Origin of the sequence: Paenibacillus sp. FSL A5-0031 (assembly GCF_001956295.1) — a bacterium.
Classification (GTDB): domain Bacteria; phylum Bacillota; class Bacilli; order Paenibacillales; family Paenibacillaceae; genus Pristimantibacillus.
The window spans coordinates 67,552-89,418 of the sequence record NZ_MRTD01000024.1 but is presented as its reverse complement, the minus strand read 5'-3'; the positions used below and the strand labels follow the sequence as shown (position 1 = coordinate 89,418).

The window sequence follows — 21,867 nt, the reverse complement described above, 5'->3', positions numbered from 1 at the left end:
CATGATGCAGCTCAGAATGAATTGACAACAATGGAGGAATGAACATGAAAAAGACAAGTTATATGATCGTAACTTTAATGCTGATGTTTACATTAGCAGCTTGCGGACAAAACAAAAATACCGATGACAACTCAGCAGGATCAAATGCTAATCAAGGAACAGAAACGCCTGGAGCGGTTAAGCTGAAGGTTGGCGCTTCTCCTGTTCCACATGCGAAGCTGCTTGAATTTGTAAAGCCAATGCTCAAGGAGCAGGGCGTGGACCTCGAAATTATCGAGTTCAATGACTACATCCAACCGAATACACAGCTTTATGAAAAAAATATTGATGCTAACTTTTTTCAGCATACACCTTATTTGGATCAGTTCAACAAAGACAAAGGTTATGATCTTGTAAATGTAGCTGCTATTCATATTGAGCCGTTTGGCGCCTATTCGAAAAAGATTAAAAAAATCGATGAGCTGAAGGATGGCGCGAAAGTTGTCATTCCGAATGATCCATCGAATGGCGGACGTGCGCTTGCCCTTATGGCTTCAAATGGACTGATTACTCTGAAGGATGGCGTAGGTGTTAGCGGAACTGTATCAGATATTGTCGCTAACCCGAAGAAGCTTGATATTAGAGAAGTAGAAGCAGCGACATTACCGCGCGTCTTAGGTGAGGTTGACCTTGCTATGATCAACACGAATTACGCGCTGGAGGCCGATCTAGTTCCTACAGAGGATGCACTTTTCATTGAAGGAAATGACTCCCCTTATGTAAATATTCTTGTTGCGCGTCCAGACAATAAGGATTCCGAAGCGATCCAGAAACTCGCTGCAGCGCTTCGTTCACCTGAAGTGAAGAAATTTATTGATGAGACCTACAAAGGCGCGATTGTTGCTGCATTTTAAGCAGGCCGGACTTTAATTAAAATGACAAAAAAGCTGAGCATGCGAGTAATCGCTGCTCAGCTTTTTTATGTTTTGTGCATCACTGCTATTGTTAGTCAATGCTTTTATACCTAAATCACTGCCGACAAGCTCCTTCTTATTACGAAAGGCTTAAACTATAGGTTTGATTATCCTTGTCATACGGGAAACCATTCTTGAAATACAAAATATCGCCTTCACGCTTGATGAACTTTAGGTAATCGCCGAGATAAGGAAGATCATTTGTTTCTACATATTCTTGCTGCTTAGCACCCAATAATTCTTTGTAAAGCACTGTAGTCGTCATATCTTTTCTATTCACAAGTTTTAAAATGCCGTTTTTATTTGCACGCAAGAGAAAGACATCCTTGTCAAAATACTCAATAAAATAATTGTCATCTTCTCCGCCTAGGCTAACCAAATCAATCGTTTCAATGACTTCTCCGGTGCCGTCTTTAATCAGACGCAAAGTTTTGCCATCATTCAGCAGCAATTGGCCGTCTGCTTGAGTCACATTTTGCTCCAATCGACGGAAATAATAAACGCTGGATTGCTGTATGACTTTGCCGTCTTTCATGACAAGCGTGAATAGCTGGTTGTGAATATGCGGCTCTCCATAGTTATCTTCCAGATTAAGCACCAGCAGTCCGCCCGGTGTTTTTTGAAATTTGAATGTCAAATATTCATGTATGGATTCACCTAGCTTTGCCAGCTCACGCCTTACACCCTTTGCCTCAGTGACGTAGACAATGCCTTTCTTAGGCTCTACGGTGTAAGTTAATCCACCATATGAGTAGAGATACTGCTTGAACGTTTTCAGATGATCAGCCTTTATCGTCTTTTTTTTGTCATCCCACGTCACGTTATCTCCACCTAATGCTCCGACAACGAAACGGACAGGCAAATAAACATTTTTCTCATACAAAAATGGTGCGCTTTCGAGCTTAACCATCTTTCCATCGAGTACACCTGTTTTGCTGCCTAGACGCACCGTAATCGATTTATTCCAACCGTCATATTGAGCCCGCTTGCCCGCTTTATCCCATTTCACTTCGAGCCCCGCTCCGCCTCCGACACTATCCATTGATACGAATGTAACGCCATTTTTTACGAGTGCTCCTCCATAAGAGCGAGTGCCGGAATCCCAATTAAACTCATAGTTTGCCTGAGATGCCGCACTGACAGAGGTTGGCAGCAGGAGTGCAAATACCAAAATAACTGCTGCAATGCTCCATTTCATTACAATCACTCTCCTAAATTTCAATTAAATGGAATATATATGGAATGAAGACGCGAATGCACCACAATAAGTTGCGCACTGTTGTCTTCATGTTTTATTCGAAGCTGACATTTGAAATTGACTAGCATAGTCATTTACCAGTTCAACTGTTCATATAATCTATCAGAATGACTCATTTAATTATTCATAGGTAAAGAAGGGTGGCAGCGTGAATGCAGCGGATGTGGCGGGTAGCGATTTGTATACTAGTTGTTTGTTTTGGTTTGTTTAAGCCTGATGGTTTTGGGGCGAATAAAGACGATGCTGCAAGTGATCAGAAGATCGTACAGGCAAGTGCCGCTGCTGCGGTTACGAATTATGAGGCGATGCCACTTCTAACGGTGCAGGCATCTTACGATACTGGGAAAAAGCTGGAGCAAGGCAAGTCGTCAGCTGCTGCTGCTTCATCGCAAAATGATAGAGTTAAAGCCAATTCACTAGGATCAGATCAAAAGATTTTGTATTTAACATTCGATGACGGACCTAGTAAGAATACAGCGCAGGTGCTGGAAATTTTGAAGCGGGAAGGGATAACGGCGACTTTTTTTGTGCTTGGTGAACATGTGCTGAAGCAGCCGGAATTAGTTAAACGGATCGTGAAGGAAGGACATGGGATTGGCAATCATACGTTTGACCATAAATACGATCATTTATACGGAAGTTTTGCTGAATTTGCTGATCAGGTGATGAAAACAGATGAAGCTATCTATCGTACAACTGGAGTTAGAACTACATTAGTTCGCGCGCCGGGCGGCACATATAGCAATTTTGATCAGGGATACTTCGATGCAATGAAAGCGGCAGGTTATCAGGTGCATGACTGGAATGTAGACAGTGGGGATTCGAAGCGGCAAGGAGTACCAGCTTCCGAGATTATGACGACGATTAAAGGCTCAAAGATTGCAAACAAGCTGAATGTTTTGCTTCATGACAGTGCAGGGCATGCAGAGTCTGTTAAGGCATTGCCGGCCATCATTAAATATTACAAAGATAAAGGGTACACATTTGCTAAGCTGACGGATCAGGTTGAACCTATTCAGTTTAGGGTGGCAAGCAAACTCAAGTGGAGCAGAAAGCAGGTCACGCAGCAGGAAGTAGATAAGCTCACTCTGTTTTCGGAGAAGCTAGGTCAAAGCAGCCTGTCTGCCCAAACAAAGAAGCAGGTTCCAAATTTAATTTTGCATCGTGGCGAGAAAAGTCTAGTGCTTGCGTCAAGCGAATACGGAATAAAAAACGGCGCCATCGAAGTGTCGCTGCAAAAGCTTGTGGAATGGATTGAAGACAGCACGGAACTTGAGTTGAATACTGATTCCATAGAATCGTATGTAAGTACAAACCAGGTGCCGCCGAAATCCGGCAAGGAGATACCTGTGATGGATGAGCCCAAGAAGCAGATCGTAGTTCCAGTGCGTGAGACGCTGCAAAAACTTGGAATTGCGATAACAAGATATGTGTACAACGATACCGATCGGGAAATTTGGATAACGGAGTAATAGAAAGGTTTCTAGCAGGTCTAAAGTGAGAGAAAGCTGGGGACACTGAAAAATAGATAGATTTATTTTTCAGGAGGCGATTTATACGATGATTTCTCCCCAATTTTCTGAGGATGCTAAAGAGGAACGTTATAGTCATTGGCCGGAAGCACCACAGGTGCTGCTGCATCGATTGCTAGTAAAGGTAGAGAGTGTATTGCTAGGCAAGCAGCAGGTCATTCGAAATACGCTAACTGCACTTCTGGCTGGCGGACATGTTTTGCTAGAGGATGTGCCGGGTGTTGGCAAGACATTGCTCGCTCAGGCGTTTGCTAGAGCGGTCGGTGGAGATTTTAAAAGAATACAGTTTACGTCCGACATGCTTCCGGCTGATATTGTTGGCGGAGTCGTGCTTGATGCACGGACGAGTGAGCTGGTCTATCGGCCTGGACCGATTATGGGCAATGTGGTGCTTGCTGATGAGATTAACAGAACGTCGCCGCGCACGCAGTCTGCGCTTTTGGAGGCCATGGAGGAAAGACGAGTGACGGTAGAAGGGAAAACCCGCAAGCTGCCGGTTCCTTTTATGCTCATAGCTACACAAAACCCACTTAGCTTCGAGGGGACAAACACGCTGCCAGAAGCACAATTGGATCGGTTTATGATGAGGCTGACAATTGGTTATCCCGGCTCATCGGAAGAGAAGCGGATGCTCGAGCAATACGCGAATGGCAATCGAATGGAACCCGAACGGCTTCGTCCTGTCATTGCTACGGAGGAATGGCTGCAAATGCAAGCTGAGGCAAGGCAGACTCACATGCATCCGGCACTGCTTGAATATATGGTGCAAGTAGCCGATGCGACAAGGCGTGCGCCTGAGGTTGTGCTGGGCTTAAGCCCACGCGCACTGCGCGACTGGCTGCGGGCATCACAGGCGAATGCGTATATGGAAGGACGCGGATTTGCGATTCCAGATGATTTGCTGGCGACAGCTGATGCTGTGCTTCCGCATCGTTTGTCTTTGCGTTTTAACGCGACTGCGGCTGGTGCTGATGCAGCTGCAGTTATGAGACGGACGATACGTGAATGTCCGATGCCTGCTGCAGTAGGAAGCGGGAAGCGCCGATGAATGCACCTTTTCAAGATGAATTATTGCAAGGCGGAATGCCGGAGAATGAGGCTGTTGATACGACGACTTATACTCAAGAGGGTGACAGCGCAGCTCCGCTTGATAGGAGTGGGCAAAGAGCAGCTTCGGTACAAGTAAAAGAAGCTGTTCTAGTGAATAAGGAATGGGATCAACTAGCTTATCCATATCGTACGAGATGGATCGCTTGGTGTATCATTACGGCGGGCTGGGCAAGCAGCTTGGCAGCTGTCATGATGCGAGGCGGTGCAGTAGAGTGGTTTATGTTATCCGTATTCAGCATGATTATAATCATTAGCGGGCTTGCGCCTATTATGGCTGCCAAGGGATTAACTGCAATGAGGATGATGTCGCAAGAAATGACGAGAGAAGGCGGGCAGCTTGAAATTAGCCTGACTTTTAAGCGTTCTTTGCTCATACCTATTGTATGGATAGCTATTTCCGATGAGACGAGTAATGAAAGTTCATCAGAAAATACGAAAATAAGCGTGCGTACGGTGCTTATGCCAATGTTCCGCCAAGAGATGACTTACCGGTATACTCTTCATCACTTACGGCGCGGGCGTTATCCCTTCGAGCCTATATCGATTACAGTGGGGGACTGGCTCGGCTTGTCAGCGATCCATAAACTTATATATACCGCAGGAGAATTTGTAGTACTGCCAGGACTGCCCCATGCCGATCAGGTACAAAAAGCGGAACGTGCAAGAGGCACAGCATTATATGCTGTGCAATCTTCGACCGCTGATCCAAGTACGGATCACCTTGGAGATGCGGGTCGGGAGGAAATCAAAGCGGCGGTGAGTGCAGCGGGACTAGGACCAGACAGCCGTCCATATCGCGAAGGAGATTCGCTGCGTCATCTGGATTGGCGAAGTGCAGCAAAAGGGCGCGGCTTACAGACCAAAATCCATCCTTTAGAGCGGCCAGCCAAAACAGTTATTGCTGTCGATACGCTTGCTTCGGCTTATGGGCAGGACGATCGGTTGTTTGATGCTTGTGTAGGCTGGGCTTCGCTTGCATTAGCACAGTCTGCTTCACTCGGCCACGCTGTGACACTGCTGCTTGGACAAGGTTCTCCTGTCATGCAATCATCTGTTGATGGAGGAACACCGTCTGATTTATCAGAGATGCTGCATGCCATGGCATTGCTTCGCGCAGATGGAAAGGGCTCTCTTGCTGGGAGACTCGCCGAAGAATCAAACCTGCAAGCACGCGGCAGTACGATACTTGTATTTACTGCGGATTGGCGAGGCGGCCGGAGCTGGGGAGAGCTTGCCGGATTCGCAGGCGAGCAAGGCTGCAGGCTGGAACTATTTATTATTACGCGCAGCAATGTACCGACCTTCGCTATGCGCGAACAACAAAAATGGTTGGAAAGCGGCGGCGTCAAAGTGACGTGGCTGCATGTCCCTTCGAGTATGAACGCGCTCCCTTACGCCGAGGAAGGAGGCGACAATCATGAGCTTGCTTAAAAGCGATGTAGTAGGGAGGAGCGATAAGCCTCTGAAAGCTGAGCATAATTTACTGAGAGGAGAATCGGCTGAGGAATCGTTTGAATACCGATTGATCACAACATTGCTGCTGTTCGGACTGCTATCGGAATGGCTGCTACCTTGGGTGAATGCAGGTGAGTGGTCGGCTATTTATAATCCTGCCCCGCTAATTTTTGTTATCGGAGTGGTGCTGCTGGCAGGGCTGTTTCGTTTGCCGATTGCACTTTCGTTCGTTATGAATGCTTTGTTGTGCATATTAAGTCTCATGTGGATTTATAAAAGCGCTGATCAAAGCAGTTTGCAATGGCTGCTTGCGTTTCCAGGCATGTTGAGAGACCATTTTGTTCTGATTATAGAAAATGGGCTGTGGTCAATGTCCGGAGAACTTCGGACTTTGCTGCTGTTTATAGGCTGGGCGATGCTGGCATCTGCATTGCAGGCTCTATTATGGATGCGGCAGACCGCTCTTGGCATCGCATTTTTCACGCTAGTTTACTTGATTACGCTGCATGTCTGGCTGGGTATGGATGTAATGGGAGGCTTAATGCGAACCGTGGCAGAAGGACTCCTGCTAGGTGCCATTGTCTCTGTACCGCGTGTTAAGCGCATGATTAATACAGGTGCCGGCAAGCTTAGAGGTCTTGATATGCGCTGGTTATCAAGCTCCGTGTTTGTTGTACTTACGATACTTGGCTGCGGTCTTTTGTTTGCAGGTGGGAAAGGTGAAACGATGCCGCCTGCTAGCTGGACTGCTTCTCTTAATGATCGTTTAGAGCAAACCATTCAGTCTATGGGTAATCAGCAAGGCTCTATCCATGTAATGGGGCAAACTGGATTTGAACGATTAGGCAGTGCATTTACGGGTTATGGTTTTGATGACGGCGTGCTAGGAGCGCCTGTGCAAAAGGATAACAGCGTATTATTTACAGGCAGCTCCACTGAGAAAGCATACTGGCGCGGGGAGTCAAAGCAGGTGTATGACGGCCGGGGCTGGATTGATACCACGGGCAGCTCTGTGTTGCTTCCTATTCGAGGCTCCGATGCAGCAGCCTCCACTGAGGCGGCAGCAGAAGCTGGAAATAAGCAGCTTGGTCCGCTCATTCGGCAAACCGTAGTTTGGTCTAAGCCGGCTGCAGGGATGCCGCTCTTTGCATCAGGCCACTTTGGCAATGTGACAGAGCTTGTTGCAGCTGATCCGCGCAGGAAGCTTGGAAGTTACGTATACAATGCGGATAAAGACTCTTTATACGCGCAATCGGATACGGCGAAGATTGAGAAATATACAATAGAGAGTGTGCTCTCCATAACGGATGAAGCACAATTACGCGCTTTGAGCAGTACCGCTGACGATAATGTATCGACAGGTGACGGAGCACAGGCGGCAACAGTAGAAAGTGCTGCGGAGCTTGAGCCTTATTTGCAGCTGCCAAGTAGTCTGCCAAGCCGCGTAACTGCATTAGCTGCTGAGGTTGCGGGCGGCGGGGTTACAAGCCGCTACGATCAGGTGAAGGCGATAGAGGACTTTTTGAAAGCGAGCTATACCTACTCGCTGGAGGATAGTGCCGTTCCGCCGGAAGGAAGCGACTTCGTCGATCATTTCCTCTTCGAGCAGCGGCAGGGCTATTGTGTGCATTTCTCCACAGCCATGGTCGTATTGCTTCGTTCGCAAGGGATACCCGCTAGGTGGGTGAAAGGCTTTACTTCAGGCACTCCAGTGGGGGAGAGCACGGAGATAGGCTCGCTGAGTACGAGCGGTGTAAGTAAAGATAGCGGGTCGCAAGGGACGCTTAATGCGAGTACAGAAGGTTTGAATAGTGAGGGGCTAAGCGCGGGAAGCAGCGGTGCTGGGCAAACCACTGAAAATAGTTTGAAGCTGGTGGATTATGAGGTTAGAAGCTCAGATGCGCATGCTTGGGTTGAAGTATATTTCCCAGGCGCAGGCTGGGTACCCTTTGATCCGACGCCGGGATTCAGCGATGTATCGACTATCGCGTCCGTCGGTTCTGTGGACGGACAGCTTGCTGCTCCTGCGATGGGTGCAGTAGGAACAGCAGCAACCGGAGCAAGTGGCCTTAGCGAGTCCAGTTTATCGCGGCTCGCTGCTTCATTCGAGGCGGCGGCAGCAGCCATTGCACGAGGAGCAGACGCCCTCGTGCATGCGGCGCAAAGCGCCGCCAAGAGCGCAGCGGCGGCATCGCCCGTCGCTGTAGTTACCGCAGGCGCGGCCGCGCTAGCGCTCGCGGCCGCGGCCATTGCTGCGGCGCAGCACCAGCGGCTTCGCCTCTCGCTGGCGCTGCGCCGTTATGGCGCGGCTCACGCCGGCATCGCGAAGCTCGCCGGCGCAGCCGCGCCCTATCCGTCACATGAACCTGTGACGGACATGGATGCAGCGCCAGCGGCGAAGGCGCGCTTGCGCTCTGGCACTGGCGGCGCGGCGGCGGATATGGCGCCGCGCAGTGGAAAAACGCCGCGCGACGCCGATGGGCGGATTCGCGCGAGCTTCATTGCTGTGAGCAGCGCGTTAGCGCCGCTGCTGCAGCGCCGTTTCGGCGTGCAGGCGCCGGGACAGACGGCGCGTGAATATGCGAACGCTGCTGAGCCGACGCTCGGTGCGGAGCAGCAGGACGCGCTGCGCCAGCTTACAAGCTGGCTTGAGGAAGCACATTTTGCTGCGCCTGGTCCTTGGCCGGGTGCTCCAACTCCTTCTTCACTGAGGACGGTTCTGCGAGTGCTGGACAAGCAGCCGATTCAGAAAGTGAAGAAGCGCTCCGCGGATAATCTGCAAAAGCAGAAGAGAAGCGACATGCCAGTCAAGGCTCCTAAATAGTTGCAGGAGACGATGATACATTTTGGCTCCTAAAGGGCTAAGCTTTAAGTCGATTTATATAACGAAACATGAAACGCAGTTTAGCTGGAAAAACTACCGTTAATATGGTGTACCTTTGAGCTTTTTCTGCAATAGAAGGAATTTCTCCCGTTAATTGTTGATGATTTGGCTGATGATGGCTATTTCTCGAGAATTAACGGGAGTTTTTTCTGTTAATTTGCTGAAAAGCTCATTAAGAGACATTTTAAAAGGAGCTTTTCCCGTTAATGTCTCAAGCAGCTGTTGAAACTGTCGTAATGAGCTTAGTTGCACAATTACCAAGCATTTTTACTATATAATCTGACTTTAACTTAGGCAGCCGCATGAAAAAAGGGTGGATGAAATGAAGCAGCAGCCTGCAGCTGCTCAAATTTTTTCAACTATTCCGTATGACTTGGCACATTAAATAACATTCTATTTATATGCCTATAATCAAGCAGATAAGCGGTTACATTTTTACTTCAATGAATTGTCACTCCGCTTTGCCTTGACTCGCTTAAACAGCCTTATATATAATTACTACATAATTTGAGGGAGGCTCGGTAATGACTAAGCAAAATGAAATCATCGTTGTACTCGATTTTGGAGGACAATATAACCAACTTATTGCACGCCGTATTCGTGATTTGGGCGTATATAGCGAGCTATTGCCGTATAACACGTCGGTAGAACGGATCCGTGAACTACAGCCGAAGGGTATCGTATTCTCGGGAGGACCGGCAAGCGTTTATGAAGAAAATTCACCAATGGTTGACCCTGCGATTTATGATTTGAACATTCCAATTTTCGGTATTTGCTACGGTATGCAGCTGATGTCACATCAGCTTAATGGTAAGGTTGAGCGCGCTGGCAAACGTGAATACGGAAAAGCAGAAGTGGAATTTGTGGAAGGTTCGCAAATCGGCTTTGGCTTAGATAAAGTTCAAACGGTTTGGATGAGCCACGGCGACCACGTAGTCGAGCTGCCTGATGGCTTTAAAGTTGATGCAAGCACGGATCATGCTCCTGTTGCAGCAATGAGCAATCCAGACCGCGGATTCTTTGCCGTTCAATTCCACCCAGAGGTTCGTCACTCTGAATTCGGTAATGAAATGATTCGCAACTTCCTTTACAATGTTTGTGATTGTGATGGCACATGGACGATGGAATCGTTCATTGAAGATGCTATTCGTGATATTCGCAATGAAGTTGGCGACAAAAAAGTACTATGCGCGCTTTCCGGCGGCGTAGATTCTTCTGTTGTAGCTATTCTTCTTCACAAAGCGATTGGCGATCAGCTTACTTGTATGTTTATCGACCACGGCATGCTCCGCAAAGGTGAAGCCGAAGGCGTTATGGAAACATTCGTAGGCAAATTTGATATGAAAGTGCTCAAAATCGACGCGCAAGAGCGTTTCCTTGGCAAGCTGAAGGGCGTAGAAGATCCAGAGCAAAAACGTAAAATTATCGGTAACGAATTTATTTATGTGTTCCAAGAAGAGTCGGACAAGCTGGATGACTTTGAATTTTTGGCACAAGGCACACTTTACACAGACATCGTGGAGAGCGGTACAGCTACAGCTCAAACGATCAAGTCTCACCACAATGTTGGCGGTTTGCCCGAAGACATTAAATTTAAACTTATCGAGCCTCTTAAAGCGCTATTCAAGGATGAGGTTCGTAAAGTCGGCGAAGAGTGTGGTCTTCCAGAAGCTATCGTATGGCGTCAGCCATTCCCAGGTCCGGGTCTTGCGATTCGTGTCCTAGGCGAAGTAACAGAGGACAAGCTGCATATCGTTCGTGAATCGGATGCGATTCTTCGTGATGAAATTGCAAAAGCTGGTCTTGACCGTGAAATTTGGCAGTACTTCACTGCGCTTCCGAACATGAAGAGCGTAGGCGTTATGGGCGATGCTCGTACGTATTCGTACACCGTTGGTATCCGCGCTGTAACTTCAATCGACGGAATGACAGCAGACTGGGCACGTATCCCTTGGGATGTACTTGAGAAAATCTCCGTTCGTATCGTCAACGAAGTAGACAACGTTAACCGTATCGTCTACGACGTAACTTCGAAACCGCCTGCTACAATCGAGTGGGAATAGATTGGAATTAATTGATTACAAAAAATTACTCTCTTTTATTTGTGTAATTCAGCAAATAGAAGGGAGTTTTTTTTCGTTTGATCAAAGAACTAAATTGAAATGTACTTAGCTGGTGCTTTTTCATGCTCACTCATGAGTGCGTCTAGGAAGCCCACGCATAGATGTTGTTCTAGAAAAGAGTAGTTAGACATTGTGATCTTGGGGAAGGCTACATGAAAAAAGATTACAAGGAGGCAAACGATGATAAAGAGGGTTAGTTTGCTTATAATTGTTTTCACTTTTATGATTGGCTCAACTACATATGCCTATAACGAAAAGCCATCAAGTGACGAGCGTGTGCCTTTTGAAAAGATGTACTTTGAATATGGTGGCTATAAAACAGTTGAAGATGCATTAAGTGAATGTAATCGTCATTTCAGAAAGAAGATTACATTGCCTTTTAAGCTGCCGCCAATTCCGTTTACTCACCAGTTGGCAAGATGTAATCAACATGGTGGTGTTGTAAACGACTATTTTGAAATCGAGTACCTTAATGAGCTTCAAGGTTCAAATAATCATTATATGATATGGGTGAATCCTTCTGGACACCGAAAAGGCTTCCCACGTAAAAGCAATGTTATCCGCATATATGAGTTAGAGAATGGAGAGAAAGCTGTTTATGGCACGACCCCAACATTAGGTGATAGACCTCCAGCGTTTGATGTATTGCGTTTTGAAAAAAATGGTTTGCAATATATATTATCGGTTGATAAACGTGTAGAGGATAAGGTAACAGCTTATGTTTTAGTGGACATTGCTAATTCAATAAAATGAAGTTCAAGCACCATCATTCGGTTGGTTGGTGCTTTTCTTCTTCACGTAGCCCTTCATATTAGGTGTAAATGGTGTTTGTCTTAATCGAATTTTTTTTGGAGGAAGAAAGCAGCCAGATTAATTGAATGGCAAGAATAGCGATGACGAGATAGTCGTATAGATGTGTGCCTGGATCATTGCCTGTGAAGTTAAGGAAATTGTGCAAGCCGTGGAAAAGGATTGTGAGCAGAATGGTGCGGTTCCGAACGACCAACATCGTTAATACAAAGCCCAATATAAACGCATATCCAATTTGTAAAAGAGTGTCCTCTAGCGATTGGCCGCCAAGCGCCTGCAAAGCATGTGTAACACCAAACAACGCGCTGGAGACGATGATTGCAGCCGTTTTACCTTTTGGCATAAGAATCCGCAGCATCATTCCCCGGAACAATGTTTCCTCTACAAATCCTACTAAGAACAGCTGTGACAGCAGCATATAAGTGAAAAATGAGAAGGAAGCGGGTTGAAAGCCTTTGTTGGCGATCAATAAGACGATTAAGACGAGCAGCAGAGGAAGATATTCAAGCCATTGCTGCTTTGTAAGCTTGGAAACACCGCTGAAATAAAAGGTGCTCCACCGTTTTTTTACCGTCATGTAGATCACTAGAAATAGTGCTATCGGAATAAAGCCTAGGAATGGAGCGAGTGGATGCGTAAGTTCAGCAATCGATACGTAGGCGCTGCCGCCGGCTACAAAAATCATCAGCATAAGCTCGATTAGAATGAGTGCAACAATAGGTCTTTTTACTGTAAAGCTGTCCGTTGTATTCATTTAGAATTCCTCTTTTTCGATTATTTTTTTTAAAAATTCATTTTCCATCTTAAAAAAATGCAAGCCGTAATGCATGACAGATACGCGGTAATAATAGGCGTTTTTATCTTCGAGCTGCTCCAGCTCCTTGGACACGATGGACTGAACAGCCTCCATTTGAGCAATGTTGCGCGCAATGTTTTGTTGATACGCCATTAAGTTTTGTTTTTTCGTAGGCTCATCAAGGTAATCGTAAAAGAAGATTTTAATGAGATACTCCCGTTTGTTCGATTGAAGGGGTTCTCTCAGCCACTGCATAAAATGCTTCTGCCCTTCGCTTGTGATGCTGTACATCTTTTTATTTTTGCTGTCATTCGTTTCTTCTTCCGTCACGTATGCACTATCCACAAGACGCTTAAGTCCAGGGTAAAGGCTTCCATAGCTCATTTTGTAAAAGATTCCGATTGATTGCTCTGTTATTTTTTTAATATCATAACCGCTCATTTTTCCTTGCATCAGCATTCCTAAAGTAACAAGCTCAATCATTGTCGTTCTCCTTAATGTATCAATTTGATATATCTATTTGATATATGTAATGTAACTCGAATGGAATACTTTGTCAAGTGGAACAATCGAGAAAATGAGCGGAATTTTAAAATAAAGAAAAAGCCCAAAACTCTCGTATCAGCCTGCTGGCTGGTTTGCGGAGTTTTTGGGCTTTGTATGATTGTGCTTTAGAGTGAAAAATAATCGGCCGCAAATGTCAGGATTAGGAATGCCGCCATGATCCAGCCTGCACCATAGGTTCGTTTCGAATGTACAGGGGCAGAGGCGCCAGCTTGGTTTTGTTTTGCCAATCGTTTCTTAATGGACCAAATATATAGGCAGGCACCCGCTAGTACTAGGGACAGCTCTAATAAGGCGCTAATTGCCGGCAGTTTCCACAGTCCGAAGCCGAGTAGAGGGAAATCGCCGAAATTTCCGGGCAAGAGCGGCATGTCGCTGCGATGTACGAGCAGGTCAATCAACCAATGGCTGAAGACCAGTGAGCCAATGATGGCTGCACTTCGCTTATTCCATATACGCCATGAAATTAAAGCAGCAACAATCGCTATTAGCAAAGCTCCAGCCAGAGAATGCGTATAGTCAGCATGGATAACAGCTTCACCATAACCTCCGTCGCCTATTTTATCAATAGATTCTGCCCCTGTGAGCAGGAGCGGGATAAATACGATATCGAGAAGCTGCGTGCTTGCCATCAGAACCCACAAGGGTACCTTGGGCTCCATCGCTTTTACAATGGCCGCAAGTCCAAAATGTCCAGCCAGCATTTACTTCGCCACCTTTCGTTCAATTCGTGCATCCGGCCAGCCGCATACGACGATAAATAGAAAGAGAAACAATAAAAAAGTCATGTATCAGCTCTTCTTTCGTTTATCTGCTTGTCGAATCCAATAAGGAGTGCTTCAAAGGCATGATCAAAGGTAGTGGAGAGTCGGCTGAAAATGGCGTCCACACTCTCTTCCGAATGCGTATAGGTGCCGACAATCCCGCGCAGCATATAGAAATAAATGCGTGAGCAGCTTAGGAGCTGCTCGCCTTCAGGCAAATTAAGATTTGTTTTCAAAAGCTGGACGATAACGTTGAACATCTGATTGCGCACACGATTGATTTCTAGCTCAGGCTCCAGTTCATCGACACGGGAGGATTTAACTTCAAAAAATATAGCGTACATGCTTCTGTTGTTTAAGCAGAACCGAATAAACAAATCATTCATTCGCTTAAGCTTCTCGTCAGCGGATAGGAAGGCGTCTTTTGCAAGTGTGTCTAATTCACCCTTCAACAGCAGTAAGGGCTGCATGGACAAGGCATGAAGCAATGCTTCTTTATCCTGAAAATAAATATAGATCGTAGTATGAGAACAGCTGGCTTCTTTAGCAATTTCTCTTATTGAAACGGAATCGTATCCGCGTTCACCGAACAGCTTCTCAGCTGCGGCGATGATGGCGCGTTTTGTTTCCTCTGCGCGTAATTCTTTTTTAGTAGCGATGCTCATTCACTCCTTTTCACATTAGTAACCACTGGTTACTAACCAATGGTTATATAATACCAAATGCTTACAGATGTCGTCAAGACGCTGATTTCTGCTATAATCTTTGATGAGAACAATAGTAAATTCAACCTCGTTTTTATGGAGTAGTTTTGCATTCGCAAAACTAAGCCGATGCTTACGAAGTAGGTTTTCTACGAAAACCTAAGCCGATGCTTACGAAGTAGGTTTTCTGCGAAAACCTAAGCCCATGCTTACGAAGTAGTTTTGCATTCGCAAAACTTTAAGGAGAATCAATCAAATGAACCTATATCCTTCAATCAGCGAAGATCGGATTGAGCTGCCGCTGGCTTTTCCAATAACAATTTCGCAATCTGTAGGGGTTTCCCCGACCTTTCAAAGACTGCATTGGCATAAAGCGCTCGAAATTAACTACATACAGAAGGGGAGCGGCTACTATCTGATCAACGGGAGCCGTTATGACTTCCAGCAAGGAGACATCGTACTTATTCATTCCAATGATTTGCACCGTGCGTTTGAGTCAGAGGAGCTGGTCATGAGCATTATTATGTTTGATTCGTCTTACCTTGCTTTAGAGCAGCGCTACGATGCGGAGCTGCTTATTCCATTTCGGGATATTGGGTTAAGATTTGATAATGTGCTTGACCGAGAGCATCCGAAGCTAGGAGAGCTTGGCGGCATTATTAAGGATATGTCTGCTGAGTTTGAGCTGAAGGAGCCGCATTTTGAAGTGGTGGTGCGGGCGAAGCTCATTCAATTGCTTGCATTCGTCAATCGCTATTTTGCAAAAAATAACGAAACGGGAGCGCAGCATGTGCGTGGTATGGAAACGATTCGAGGCGTGCTGAATGACATCGAGGCTGATATATCCTATCCATGGACGCTTGGCGAACTCGCAGAGGCCGCGCACTTAAGTCCCTCTCGGTTCAGCACGTTGTTTGTGCAGGTCGTTGGGACCTCGCCCATGGATTATTTGATACAGATGCGGCTGTCACAGGCGGCTTATCTTCTTGAATCCACAGACAAAAAGATTATAGAAGTAGCAGCTGAATGCGGATTTCGCAATTTATCTAATTTCAATCGGCTGTTCAAGCAGCATGTGGGGAAGCTCCCATCCGAGCTGCGATCCTAAAAGACAGTAAGATAGTATTACAACATCGTTCTTTTTCATTAGAAGAACGATGTTTTTTATTTTAAAATAGAAGAAAGTACAAATAAGGAGTGTGAGCGATATTATTTTCCTTGGTATAGATGCAGGAGGCAGCAAGACACATGCTCTGCTCGTAGATGAGACAGGACGTGTACTCGGCAGAGGCCTCGGCGGAAATGGGAATCACCAAACCGCTTTTGATGCAGCAAAAAACAGCATAGATCATGCTTGTCAGCAAGCTCTTCAGGATGCTGGAGTGACGAAGGATCAGGTGACATTTGCTTATTTCGGACTTGCTGGAGCAGATCGTGAGCCTGACTATGCAATTTTAAGACCGATGATTGCTTCACTTGACTATAAAAATCACGCGATAGCATGCGACACCATGATTGGTATGCGTGCGGGGACAAACCGCTCATACGGAGCGGTCATCATTAGCGGAACTGGCTTTAACGCTGCTGCTCGCAACCCTCAGGGCGAAGAGCTGCAATATGGCGGCTTTGGTTATTTATTCGGGGATGGGCATGGTTCGGGCACGGATTTGGCCATTCACGCTTTCCGCAGTGCGATTCGTGCTTGGGAAGGCAGAGAGCAAGCGACGATTCTTAGTGAAATGGTTCCCCAGCGGCTTGGGTATCACACGATTCAAGAGATGTACGATGATGCGCTGGACAACGGCAAACGTCCGTCACATGAGCTTGCGAAGGTCATGTTTGAGGCTGCAGCACTAGGTGATGCAGTAGCGATTCGTCTTTTGCAGGAGGCTGGCCGTGAGCATGCGAACTCGGCTAATGCGTTGATTAAGCGGCTAGGCATGGAACAAGAAAAATTCGATGTTGTCCTTGCTGGCAGCGTAATGTCGCGAGGCGGCTCTACACATATGGTCGATGCAATCAGTGAAGCTGTAGTAGCGGTTTCGCCGCAAGCGCGTACGGTCAGATTGACGGTCGATCCCGTTATTGGAGCAGTAATGAGTGCGATGGATAGCAGCGGCATTGTGATTGACGAAGCGGTAGACGCAGCGCTTAGAAAAATTACATTTTAAAAATAGTTTAAACATTTAAGGGAGGCTCATTCACATGTCCAAAAAACCACTAAAGGTCGCCGTCATTGGCGGCGGTTCCTCGTATACGCCAGAAATCGTAGAAGGCTTTATTAAAAAGTATGATGAAATGCCGATTCGTGAGCTTTGGCTTGTGGATATCGAAGAAGGTCGTCATAAGCTGGCAATCGTTGGCGAGCTTGCGAAGCGGATGGTAGAGAAAGCTGGCCTGCCAATCGAAGTGAAACTAACGCTTGACCGTCGTGAAGCGATCGCTGGTGCAGATTTCGTAACGACACAAATGCGGGTAGGTTTGCTGGAAGCAAGACGCCGTGATGAGCATATTCCTATTTCACATGGTGTAATTGGACAAGAGACGACTGGACCAGGCGGCATGTTTAAAGCGCTTCGTACTGTACCTGTCATTCTGGATATTTGTAAGGATATTGAAGAGCTTGCTCCGAATGCTTGGATGCTTAATTTCACGAATCCAGCGGGTATTGTAACCGAAGCGGTTCAAAAATACAGCAAAGTAAAAACAGTGGGTCTATGCAATTCACCAATTAACTTTCAAAAGTTTCTGGCTAAAGAGTATGGCGTTAGCGAGAGTGAAGTATTGCCTGAATTCGTAGGGATCAATCATTTGCACTGGGTTACAGCCGCTTATGTAAACGGTGAGGACAAATTGGACGAAATGATCGGAGCCGGTCGTGACTATTCAGCTACAAACGTAACCGCGTTTGACTGGGATGCAGATTTCCTTCGCACATTAGGCGCGATACCAACGTATTACCTCCGTTATTTCTATATGACGGATTCGATGTTCGCGGATATGAAAGACTCGCTAGAGAAAAACGGCACGCGCGCAGAAGTTGTAAGCCGGGTCGAAACAGAATTGTTTGAGCTGTACAAGGATGTTAATTTGACGGAGAAGCCAAAGCAGCTTGAGCAGCGCGGCGGTGCTTACTACTCTGAGGCAGCTGTTAACTTGATGCATGCTCTATATACCGACAAACGTGATATTCAGACGTTGAACGTTAGAAACGGCAACATTATTGATTTTCTGCCTGAAGATGCAAGCATCGAGGTTAACTGTGTCGTTACGGCTCAAGGCCCGATTCCACTGCCTTTGCAGCGTGTTCCAGAGCAAATTAAAGGTCTTATGCATGCTGTGAAAACGTATGAATCGCTTACTATTGAAGCTGCAATCAGCGGAGATAAGGGGATCGCGCTGCAAGCGCTCGTTCATCACCCGCTTGTTCCAAGCGTAGCGGTGGCTAAGGCGTTGCTTGAAGAAATGCTTGAGGCGAACAAAAAGTATTTGCCGAATTTTTTCAAAGAATAAACTAGGCTGCTAAGCAGTCGACAGGAAGGGCAGGAGCATAGCTCCCGCCCTTTTTTGGCTTGCTTTGAACTATAGATTTCGCATCGGTAATTAGCTGAAAATACAAAATATTTACATTGACATCTAGTGCTATCGATTATATGATAACAAAGGTATTTGAACATGATAATCATTATCAATGCATTGGAATCAGTTATCAACCCAGCGAATGAAGCAGGGTTTAAACAAATAGGGGGTAAGAAAAAAATGAACAAACGATTAATGAGTTTGATTATGGTCATCGTCGTAATGGTGGTGGCTGCAGGCTGCGGTGCGAATAATGCTTCGAACAACAAGGCAGAAAACAAGGCAAGCACTAACGCTCCTGCTACAAACGACGCTGGCGCGAAAACGGATGGTCCGATTGTCGTGAAGGATGCTAAAGGTGAGGTTACCCTTGAGAAGCCAGCACAAAAGGTTGTTGTGCTGGAGTGGACGTTTACAGAGGACATGGTTGCCCTTGGAATGCAGCCGGTAGGCAGCGCGGACAACGAGGGTTATAAGCAATGGGTAACAGGAGAGGCGCCGCTTGATGCAGGCGTGACGGACGTTGGTTTCCGCCACGAGCCGAACCTAGAGACGATCGCAGCCTTGAAGCCTGATCTCATTATTGGCATTACGGACAGTCACGAAGCGATCTACGATCAGCTGAAAGGCATTGCGCCAACGCTGCTATTCAGCCTTTATCCGGTTGAAGGCCAAGGCGATCAATACACGCAAATGATCGATATATTCAAATCTATTGCGGCAGCAGTCGGCAAAACACCAGAAGGCGACAAAGTACTTGCCGATCTGGATCAGCATTATACGGATGCAAAAACGAAGCTTGCAGCAGCAGGCAAAGAAGGCTTGAACTATGTGCTGACGCAAGCATTCAGCTATCAGAACGCTGCAACGATGCGCCTATTCATGGATAATTCGCTAGCGGTTCAAACGCTGGATCGTATTGGCCTCAAAAACGATTGGAAACCGGAGCAGTTCGAAATGTATGGCTTTACTACTTCAACGGTTGAGGCACTGCCGGCTATTCAAGATACGAACCTGATCTATATCGTTCAAAAGGATGACGACATTTTTTCTGGCACATTGAAAGACAATTCGGTATGGAACGGTCTTAATTTCGTGAAAGAAAAACGTACGTTTGCTCTCGACAGCACGACATGGGTGTTCGGCGGTCCGATCTCCTCCAAAGTCATCGTAGACCAAGTCGTAAATACATTAACGAAATGAGCGAGCTCATGAAGAAGCAAAATAAAGAAGCCTCATTGGGTATGATTTGGCGAATGATAGGTATATTTGGGGGCGGCCTTGCCGCCCTTTTCTTTCTGTTCATACTGAGTCTTTGCTTCGGGGAAGCAAAAATTCCAGCGGCAGTCGTATTTGACGGTTTGCTTCATCGGCAGGATGTCATGGAGCATAATTTGCTTTGGGATATTAGGATGCCGCGGACCGTTATCGGCATTATAGCGGGAGCTGCGTTAGCAGCGGCAGGAGCGTTGTTGCAAACGATAACGAAAAACCCGCTTGCGGCCTCCGATACACTGGGCATTAATGCTGGAGCCTATTTTATGGTTGTGCTCGGCATGGTCGCTTTTCCTGCACTGCAGCATGAGGCACCTTTCCTGCTTGCGGCAGTGGGAGGTTTCCTTGCGGCACTCGCTGCTTATTTTCTTGGCGGCGGGCGGGCGGCAACGCCGGTTCGGCTAGCGCTATCGGGGATGATCGTCTCGATGGTGCTCGGTGCGTTTACGTCGGCCATTCATATTTTTAAAGCGACGGAAACGCAATCGTTGTTTCTTTGGGGTGGAGGCACGTTAATTCAGCTTGATTGGAGCGGCGTGAAGTATGCTTGGCCGCTTGTGGCGGCATTGCTCGTCATTGCAATACTTGCCGGACGCAAGTTCGATGCGCTCGAGCTGGACGAATCGACGGCTCGTTCATTAGGGCAGCGCGTAGGCTTAACCCGGGCGGGAGGGCTGGCGCTCTCTGTGCTTATGGCAGCCATCGTGGTCAGCGTCGTAGGGCCGATTGGTTTCGTTGGCCTTGTAGCTCCGCATTTGGTTAGGCTCTCCGGCTTACGAAATCATCGTTTGCTCATTCCTGCGAGCGCGCTTTGGGGAGCGCTGCTCATAACGGCAGCGGATGTGCTTGCCCGCATGGTACGAAGCAGTCTCGGCGAAATGCCGGTAGGCGCCGTCATGGCGATTATCGGGGCGCCTTGGCTTATTTGGCTGGTGCTTACCAAGATGAAAAATATTTCCGGTTCGGGCTCAGGACAGTCGTCGATGAGCATTGGAGGAGCTCCATTCCGCTGGCGTTTTGCACCGACTGCCTTAGCCATGACCGTATTGCTGGCTGCGGTCATTCTCGTTAGCTTGTCGCTCGGCGGTACAAAAATTCCGATCATGGAATTGCTTAGAAGCCTATTCGGAGCAGGAGACGATTCTTATTCTGTGCTGCTGAATCTAAGGCTTCCGCGCACCCTCGTTGCAGCAGGGGGAGGCATCGCGCTCGCAATCAGCGGCGTACTCATTCAAAGCGCTGTTCGCAATCCGCTCGCAGATGCTTCTATTATCGGCGTCACCTCGGGTGCGGGATTTGGCGCTTTGGTCGTGCTCGTTGCATGGCCAACGCTGCCGATCTTCGCGCTGCCTATTGCCGCTATTACTGGCGGGGCTCTAGCTGCCGCTGTTGTATTTTTCTTAGCTTGGCGCAAATCGCTTAATCCATCCGTTCTGATCCTGCTTGGCATAGCGGTGTCTGCCATCGGAGCTGCAGGCATTCAGGCGATGATCGTGAAGGCAAGCCTATGGAGCAGCACGGCATTTGTTTGGCTAACGGGAACGACGTATGGCCGAAGCTGGAGCCATTTTAACAGTATTTTTATTTTTCTGCTTATTCTTGTACCGGCGGCCTATTATTTGAGCAGGAAATTTGATCTGCTCGCCTTCGGAGATGAAAGCTCGACAGGTCTCGGCTTACCGGTCAAAGGCACACGGCTTTGGGCTATGATCATAGGCGTGCTGCTTGCTGCGGGAGCGGTGGCGAGCGTAGGAACGATTGGTTTCCTTGGATTAATGGCGCCGCATGCGGTAAGGATGATGGTCGGACATCACACAAGGCGCTCGATCATCCTGTCAGGTCTGCTCGGCGCCTTGCTGCTCGTAATTGCGGATACGATCGGAAGAACGGCAATGGCTCCGAAGGAGATTCCTTCCGGGCTCATCATTATGCTGATTGGAGCTCCATACTTCCTGTTTCTTATGTACCGTTCACTCGTCAAAAAAAGGTAGAATGTTAGAAATGTTTGCTAAAAACGAATGTTGTACGTATGTATTGCCAATAACGTTCGTAAAAGTTGT

General features: G+C 47.1%; 17 protein-coding genes. 12 read left to right on the top strand and 5 right to left on the bottom strand.

The features are described from left to right. Nucleotides 1-44: 44 nt before the first annotated feature. Entirely contained in the window at nucleotides 45-893 is an 849-nt protein-coding gene (locus BK120_RS29775; protein ID WP_076271132.1) for a MetQ/NlpA family ABC transporter substrate-binding protein, read from the top strand. Between the two features lie 139 nt (nucleotides 894-1,032). Here the strand turns inward: BK120_RS29775 and BK120_RS29770 are convergent, their stop codons facing one another. Further along, complete coding sequence (locus BK120_RS29770) at nucleotides 1,033-2,151, bottom strand: copper amine oxidase N-terminal domain-containing protein (RefSeq protein ID WP_076271131.1); 1,119 nt, start codon at nucleotides 2,149-2,151, stop codon at nucleotides 1,033-1,035. Between the two features lie 212 nt (nucleotides 2,152-2,363). Here BK120_RS29770 and BK120_RS29765 point away from each other — a divergent pair, with 212 nt between their 5' ends. The 6 genes from BK120_RS29765 (at nucleotide 2,364) to BK120_RS29740 (ending at nucleotide 12,068) form a co-directional block, all read left to right on the top strand. After that, nucleotides 2,364-3,683 carry a polysaccharide deacetylase family protein gene (locus BK120_RS29765; protein ID WP_076271130.1) on the top strand — a complete coding sequence of 440 codons (1,320 nt, stop codon included), beginning with the start codon at nucleotides 2,364-2,366 and terminating at the stop codon, nucleotides 3,681-3,683. 88 nt (nucleotides 3,684-3,771) lie between these two features. Then, the gene (locus tag BK120_RS29760; protein ID WP_076271129.1) at nucleotides 3,772-4,791 is read left to right on the top strand and encodes an AAA family ATPase; all 1,020 of its coding nucleotides are present in this window, start codon (nucleotides 3,772-3,774) and stop codon (nucleotides 4,789-4,791) included. Next, entirely contained in the window at nucleotides 4,788-6,284 is a 1,497-nt protein-coding gene (locus tag BK120_RS29755) for a DUF58 domain-containing protein (RefSeq protein ID WP_076271128.1), read from the top strand. Before BK120_RS29760 ends, BK120_RS29755 begins: the two co-directional genes overlap by 4 nt. Next, complete coding sequence (locus BK120_RS29750) at nucleotides 6,271-9,132, top strand: DUF4129 domain-containing transglutaminase family protein (RefSeq protein ID WP_076271127.1); 2,862 nt, start codon at nucleotides 6,271-6,273, stop codon at nucleotides 9,130-9,132. The genes BK120_RS29755 and BK120_RS29750 overlap by 14 nt, the downstream gene beginning before the upstream one ends. A 584-nt stretch (nucleotides 9,133-9,716) precedes the next feature. Beyond that, complete coding sequence (gene guaA, locus BK120_RS29745) at nucleotides 9,717-11,255, top strand: glutamine-hydrolyzing GMP synthase (RefSeq protein WP_076271126.1); 1,539 nt, start codon at nucleotides 9,717-9,719, stop codon at nucleotides 11,253-11,255. A gap of 240 nt (nucleotides 11,256-11,495) precedes the next feature. Beyond that, nucleotides 11,496-12,068 carry a hypothetical protein gene (locus BK120_RS29740; RefSeq protein WP_076271125.1) on the top strand — a complete coding sequence of 191 codons (573 nt, stop codon included), beginning with the start codon at nucleotides 11,496-11,498 and terminating at the stop codon, nucleotides 12,066-12,068. 58 nt (nucleotides 12,069-12,126) lie between these two features. Here the strand turns inward: BK120_RS29740 and BK120_RS29735 are convergent, their stop codons facing one another. The 4 genes from BK120_RS29735 to BK120_RS29720 all read right to left on the bottom strand — a co-directional run bounded on the left by BK120_RS29735 (nucleotide 12,127) and on the right by BK120_RS29720 (nucleotide 14,914). After that, nucleotides 12,127-12,879, bottom strand: coding sequence for a CPBP family intramembrane glutamic endopeptidase (locus tag BK120_RS29735; RefSeq protein ID WP_076271124.1), 753 nt, complete (start codon nucleotides 12,877-12,879; stop codon nucleotides 12,127-12,129). Then, nucleotides 12,880-13,404 carry a PadR family transcriptional regulator gene (locus BK120_RS29730; RefSeq protein ID WP_076271123.1) on the bottom strand — a complete coding sequence of 175 codons (525 nt, stop codon included), beginning with the start codon at nucleotides 13,402-13,404 and terminating at the stop codon, nucleotides 12,880-12,882. 188 nt (nucleotides 13,405-13,592) lie between these two features. Further along, on the bottom strand, nucleotides 13,593-14,189 hold the full coding sequence (locus BK120_RS29725; RefSeq protein WP_076271122.1) for a permease: 597 nt from the start codon (nucleotides 14,187-14,189) through the stop codon (nucleotides 13,593-13,595). An 80-nt stretch (nucleotides 14,190-14,269) separates the two neighbouring features. Beyond that, entirely contained in the window at nucleotides 14,270-14,914 is a 645-nt protein-coding gene (locus tag BK120_RS29720) for a TetR/AcrR family transcriptional regulator (RefSeq protein ID WP_256711068.1), read from the bottom strand. A gap of 295 nt (nucleotides 14,915-15,209) precedes the next feature. Here BK120_RS29720 and BK120_RS29715 point away from each other — a divergent pair, with 295 nt between their 5' ends. From BK120_RS29715 to BK120_RS29695, 5 genes are all read left to right on the top strand, one after another. After that, nucleotides 15,210-16,061 carry an AraC family transcriptional regulator gene (locus tag BK120_RS29715; protein ID WP_076271121.1) on the top strand — a complete coding sequence of 284 codons (852 nt, stop codon included), beginning with the start codon at nucleotides 15,210-15,212 and terminating at the stop codon, nucleotides 16,059-16,061. Nucleotides 16,062-16,152: 91 nt separating this feature from the next. Beyond that, on the top strand, nucleotides 16,153-17,124 hold the full coding sequence (locus BK120_RS29710) for an N-acetylglucosamine kinase (RefSeq protein ID WP_256711067.1): 972 nt from the start codon (nucleotides 16,153-16,155) through the stop codon (nucleotides 17,122-17,124). Nucleotides 17,125-17,158: 34 nt separating this feature from the next. Further along, nucleotides 17,159-18,466: a 6-phospho-beta-glucosidase gene (locus BK120_RS29705; protein WP_076271120.1), complete on the top strand. Its 1,308-nt coding sequence runs from the start codon at nucleotides 17,159-17,161 to the stop codon at nucleotides 18,464-18,466. A 246-nt stretch (nucleotides 18,467-18,712) separates the two neighbouring features. After that, complete coding sequence (locus BK120_RS29700) at nucleotides 18,713-19,735, top strand: ABC transporter substrate-binding protein (protein ID WP_076271119.1); 1,023 nt, start codon at nucleotides 18,713-18,715, stop codon at nucleotides 19,733-19,735. An 8-nt stretch (nucleotides 19,736-19,743) separates the two neighbouring features. Continuing rightward, nucleotides 19,744-21,798, top strand: coding sequence for an iron ABC transporter permease (locus tag BK120_RS29695; RefSeq protein WP_083682634.1), 2,055 nt, complete (start codon nucleotides 19,744-19,746; stop codon nucleotides 21,796-21,798). Nucleotides 21,799-21,867: the final 69 nt, after the last annotated feature.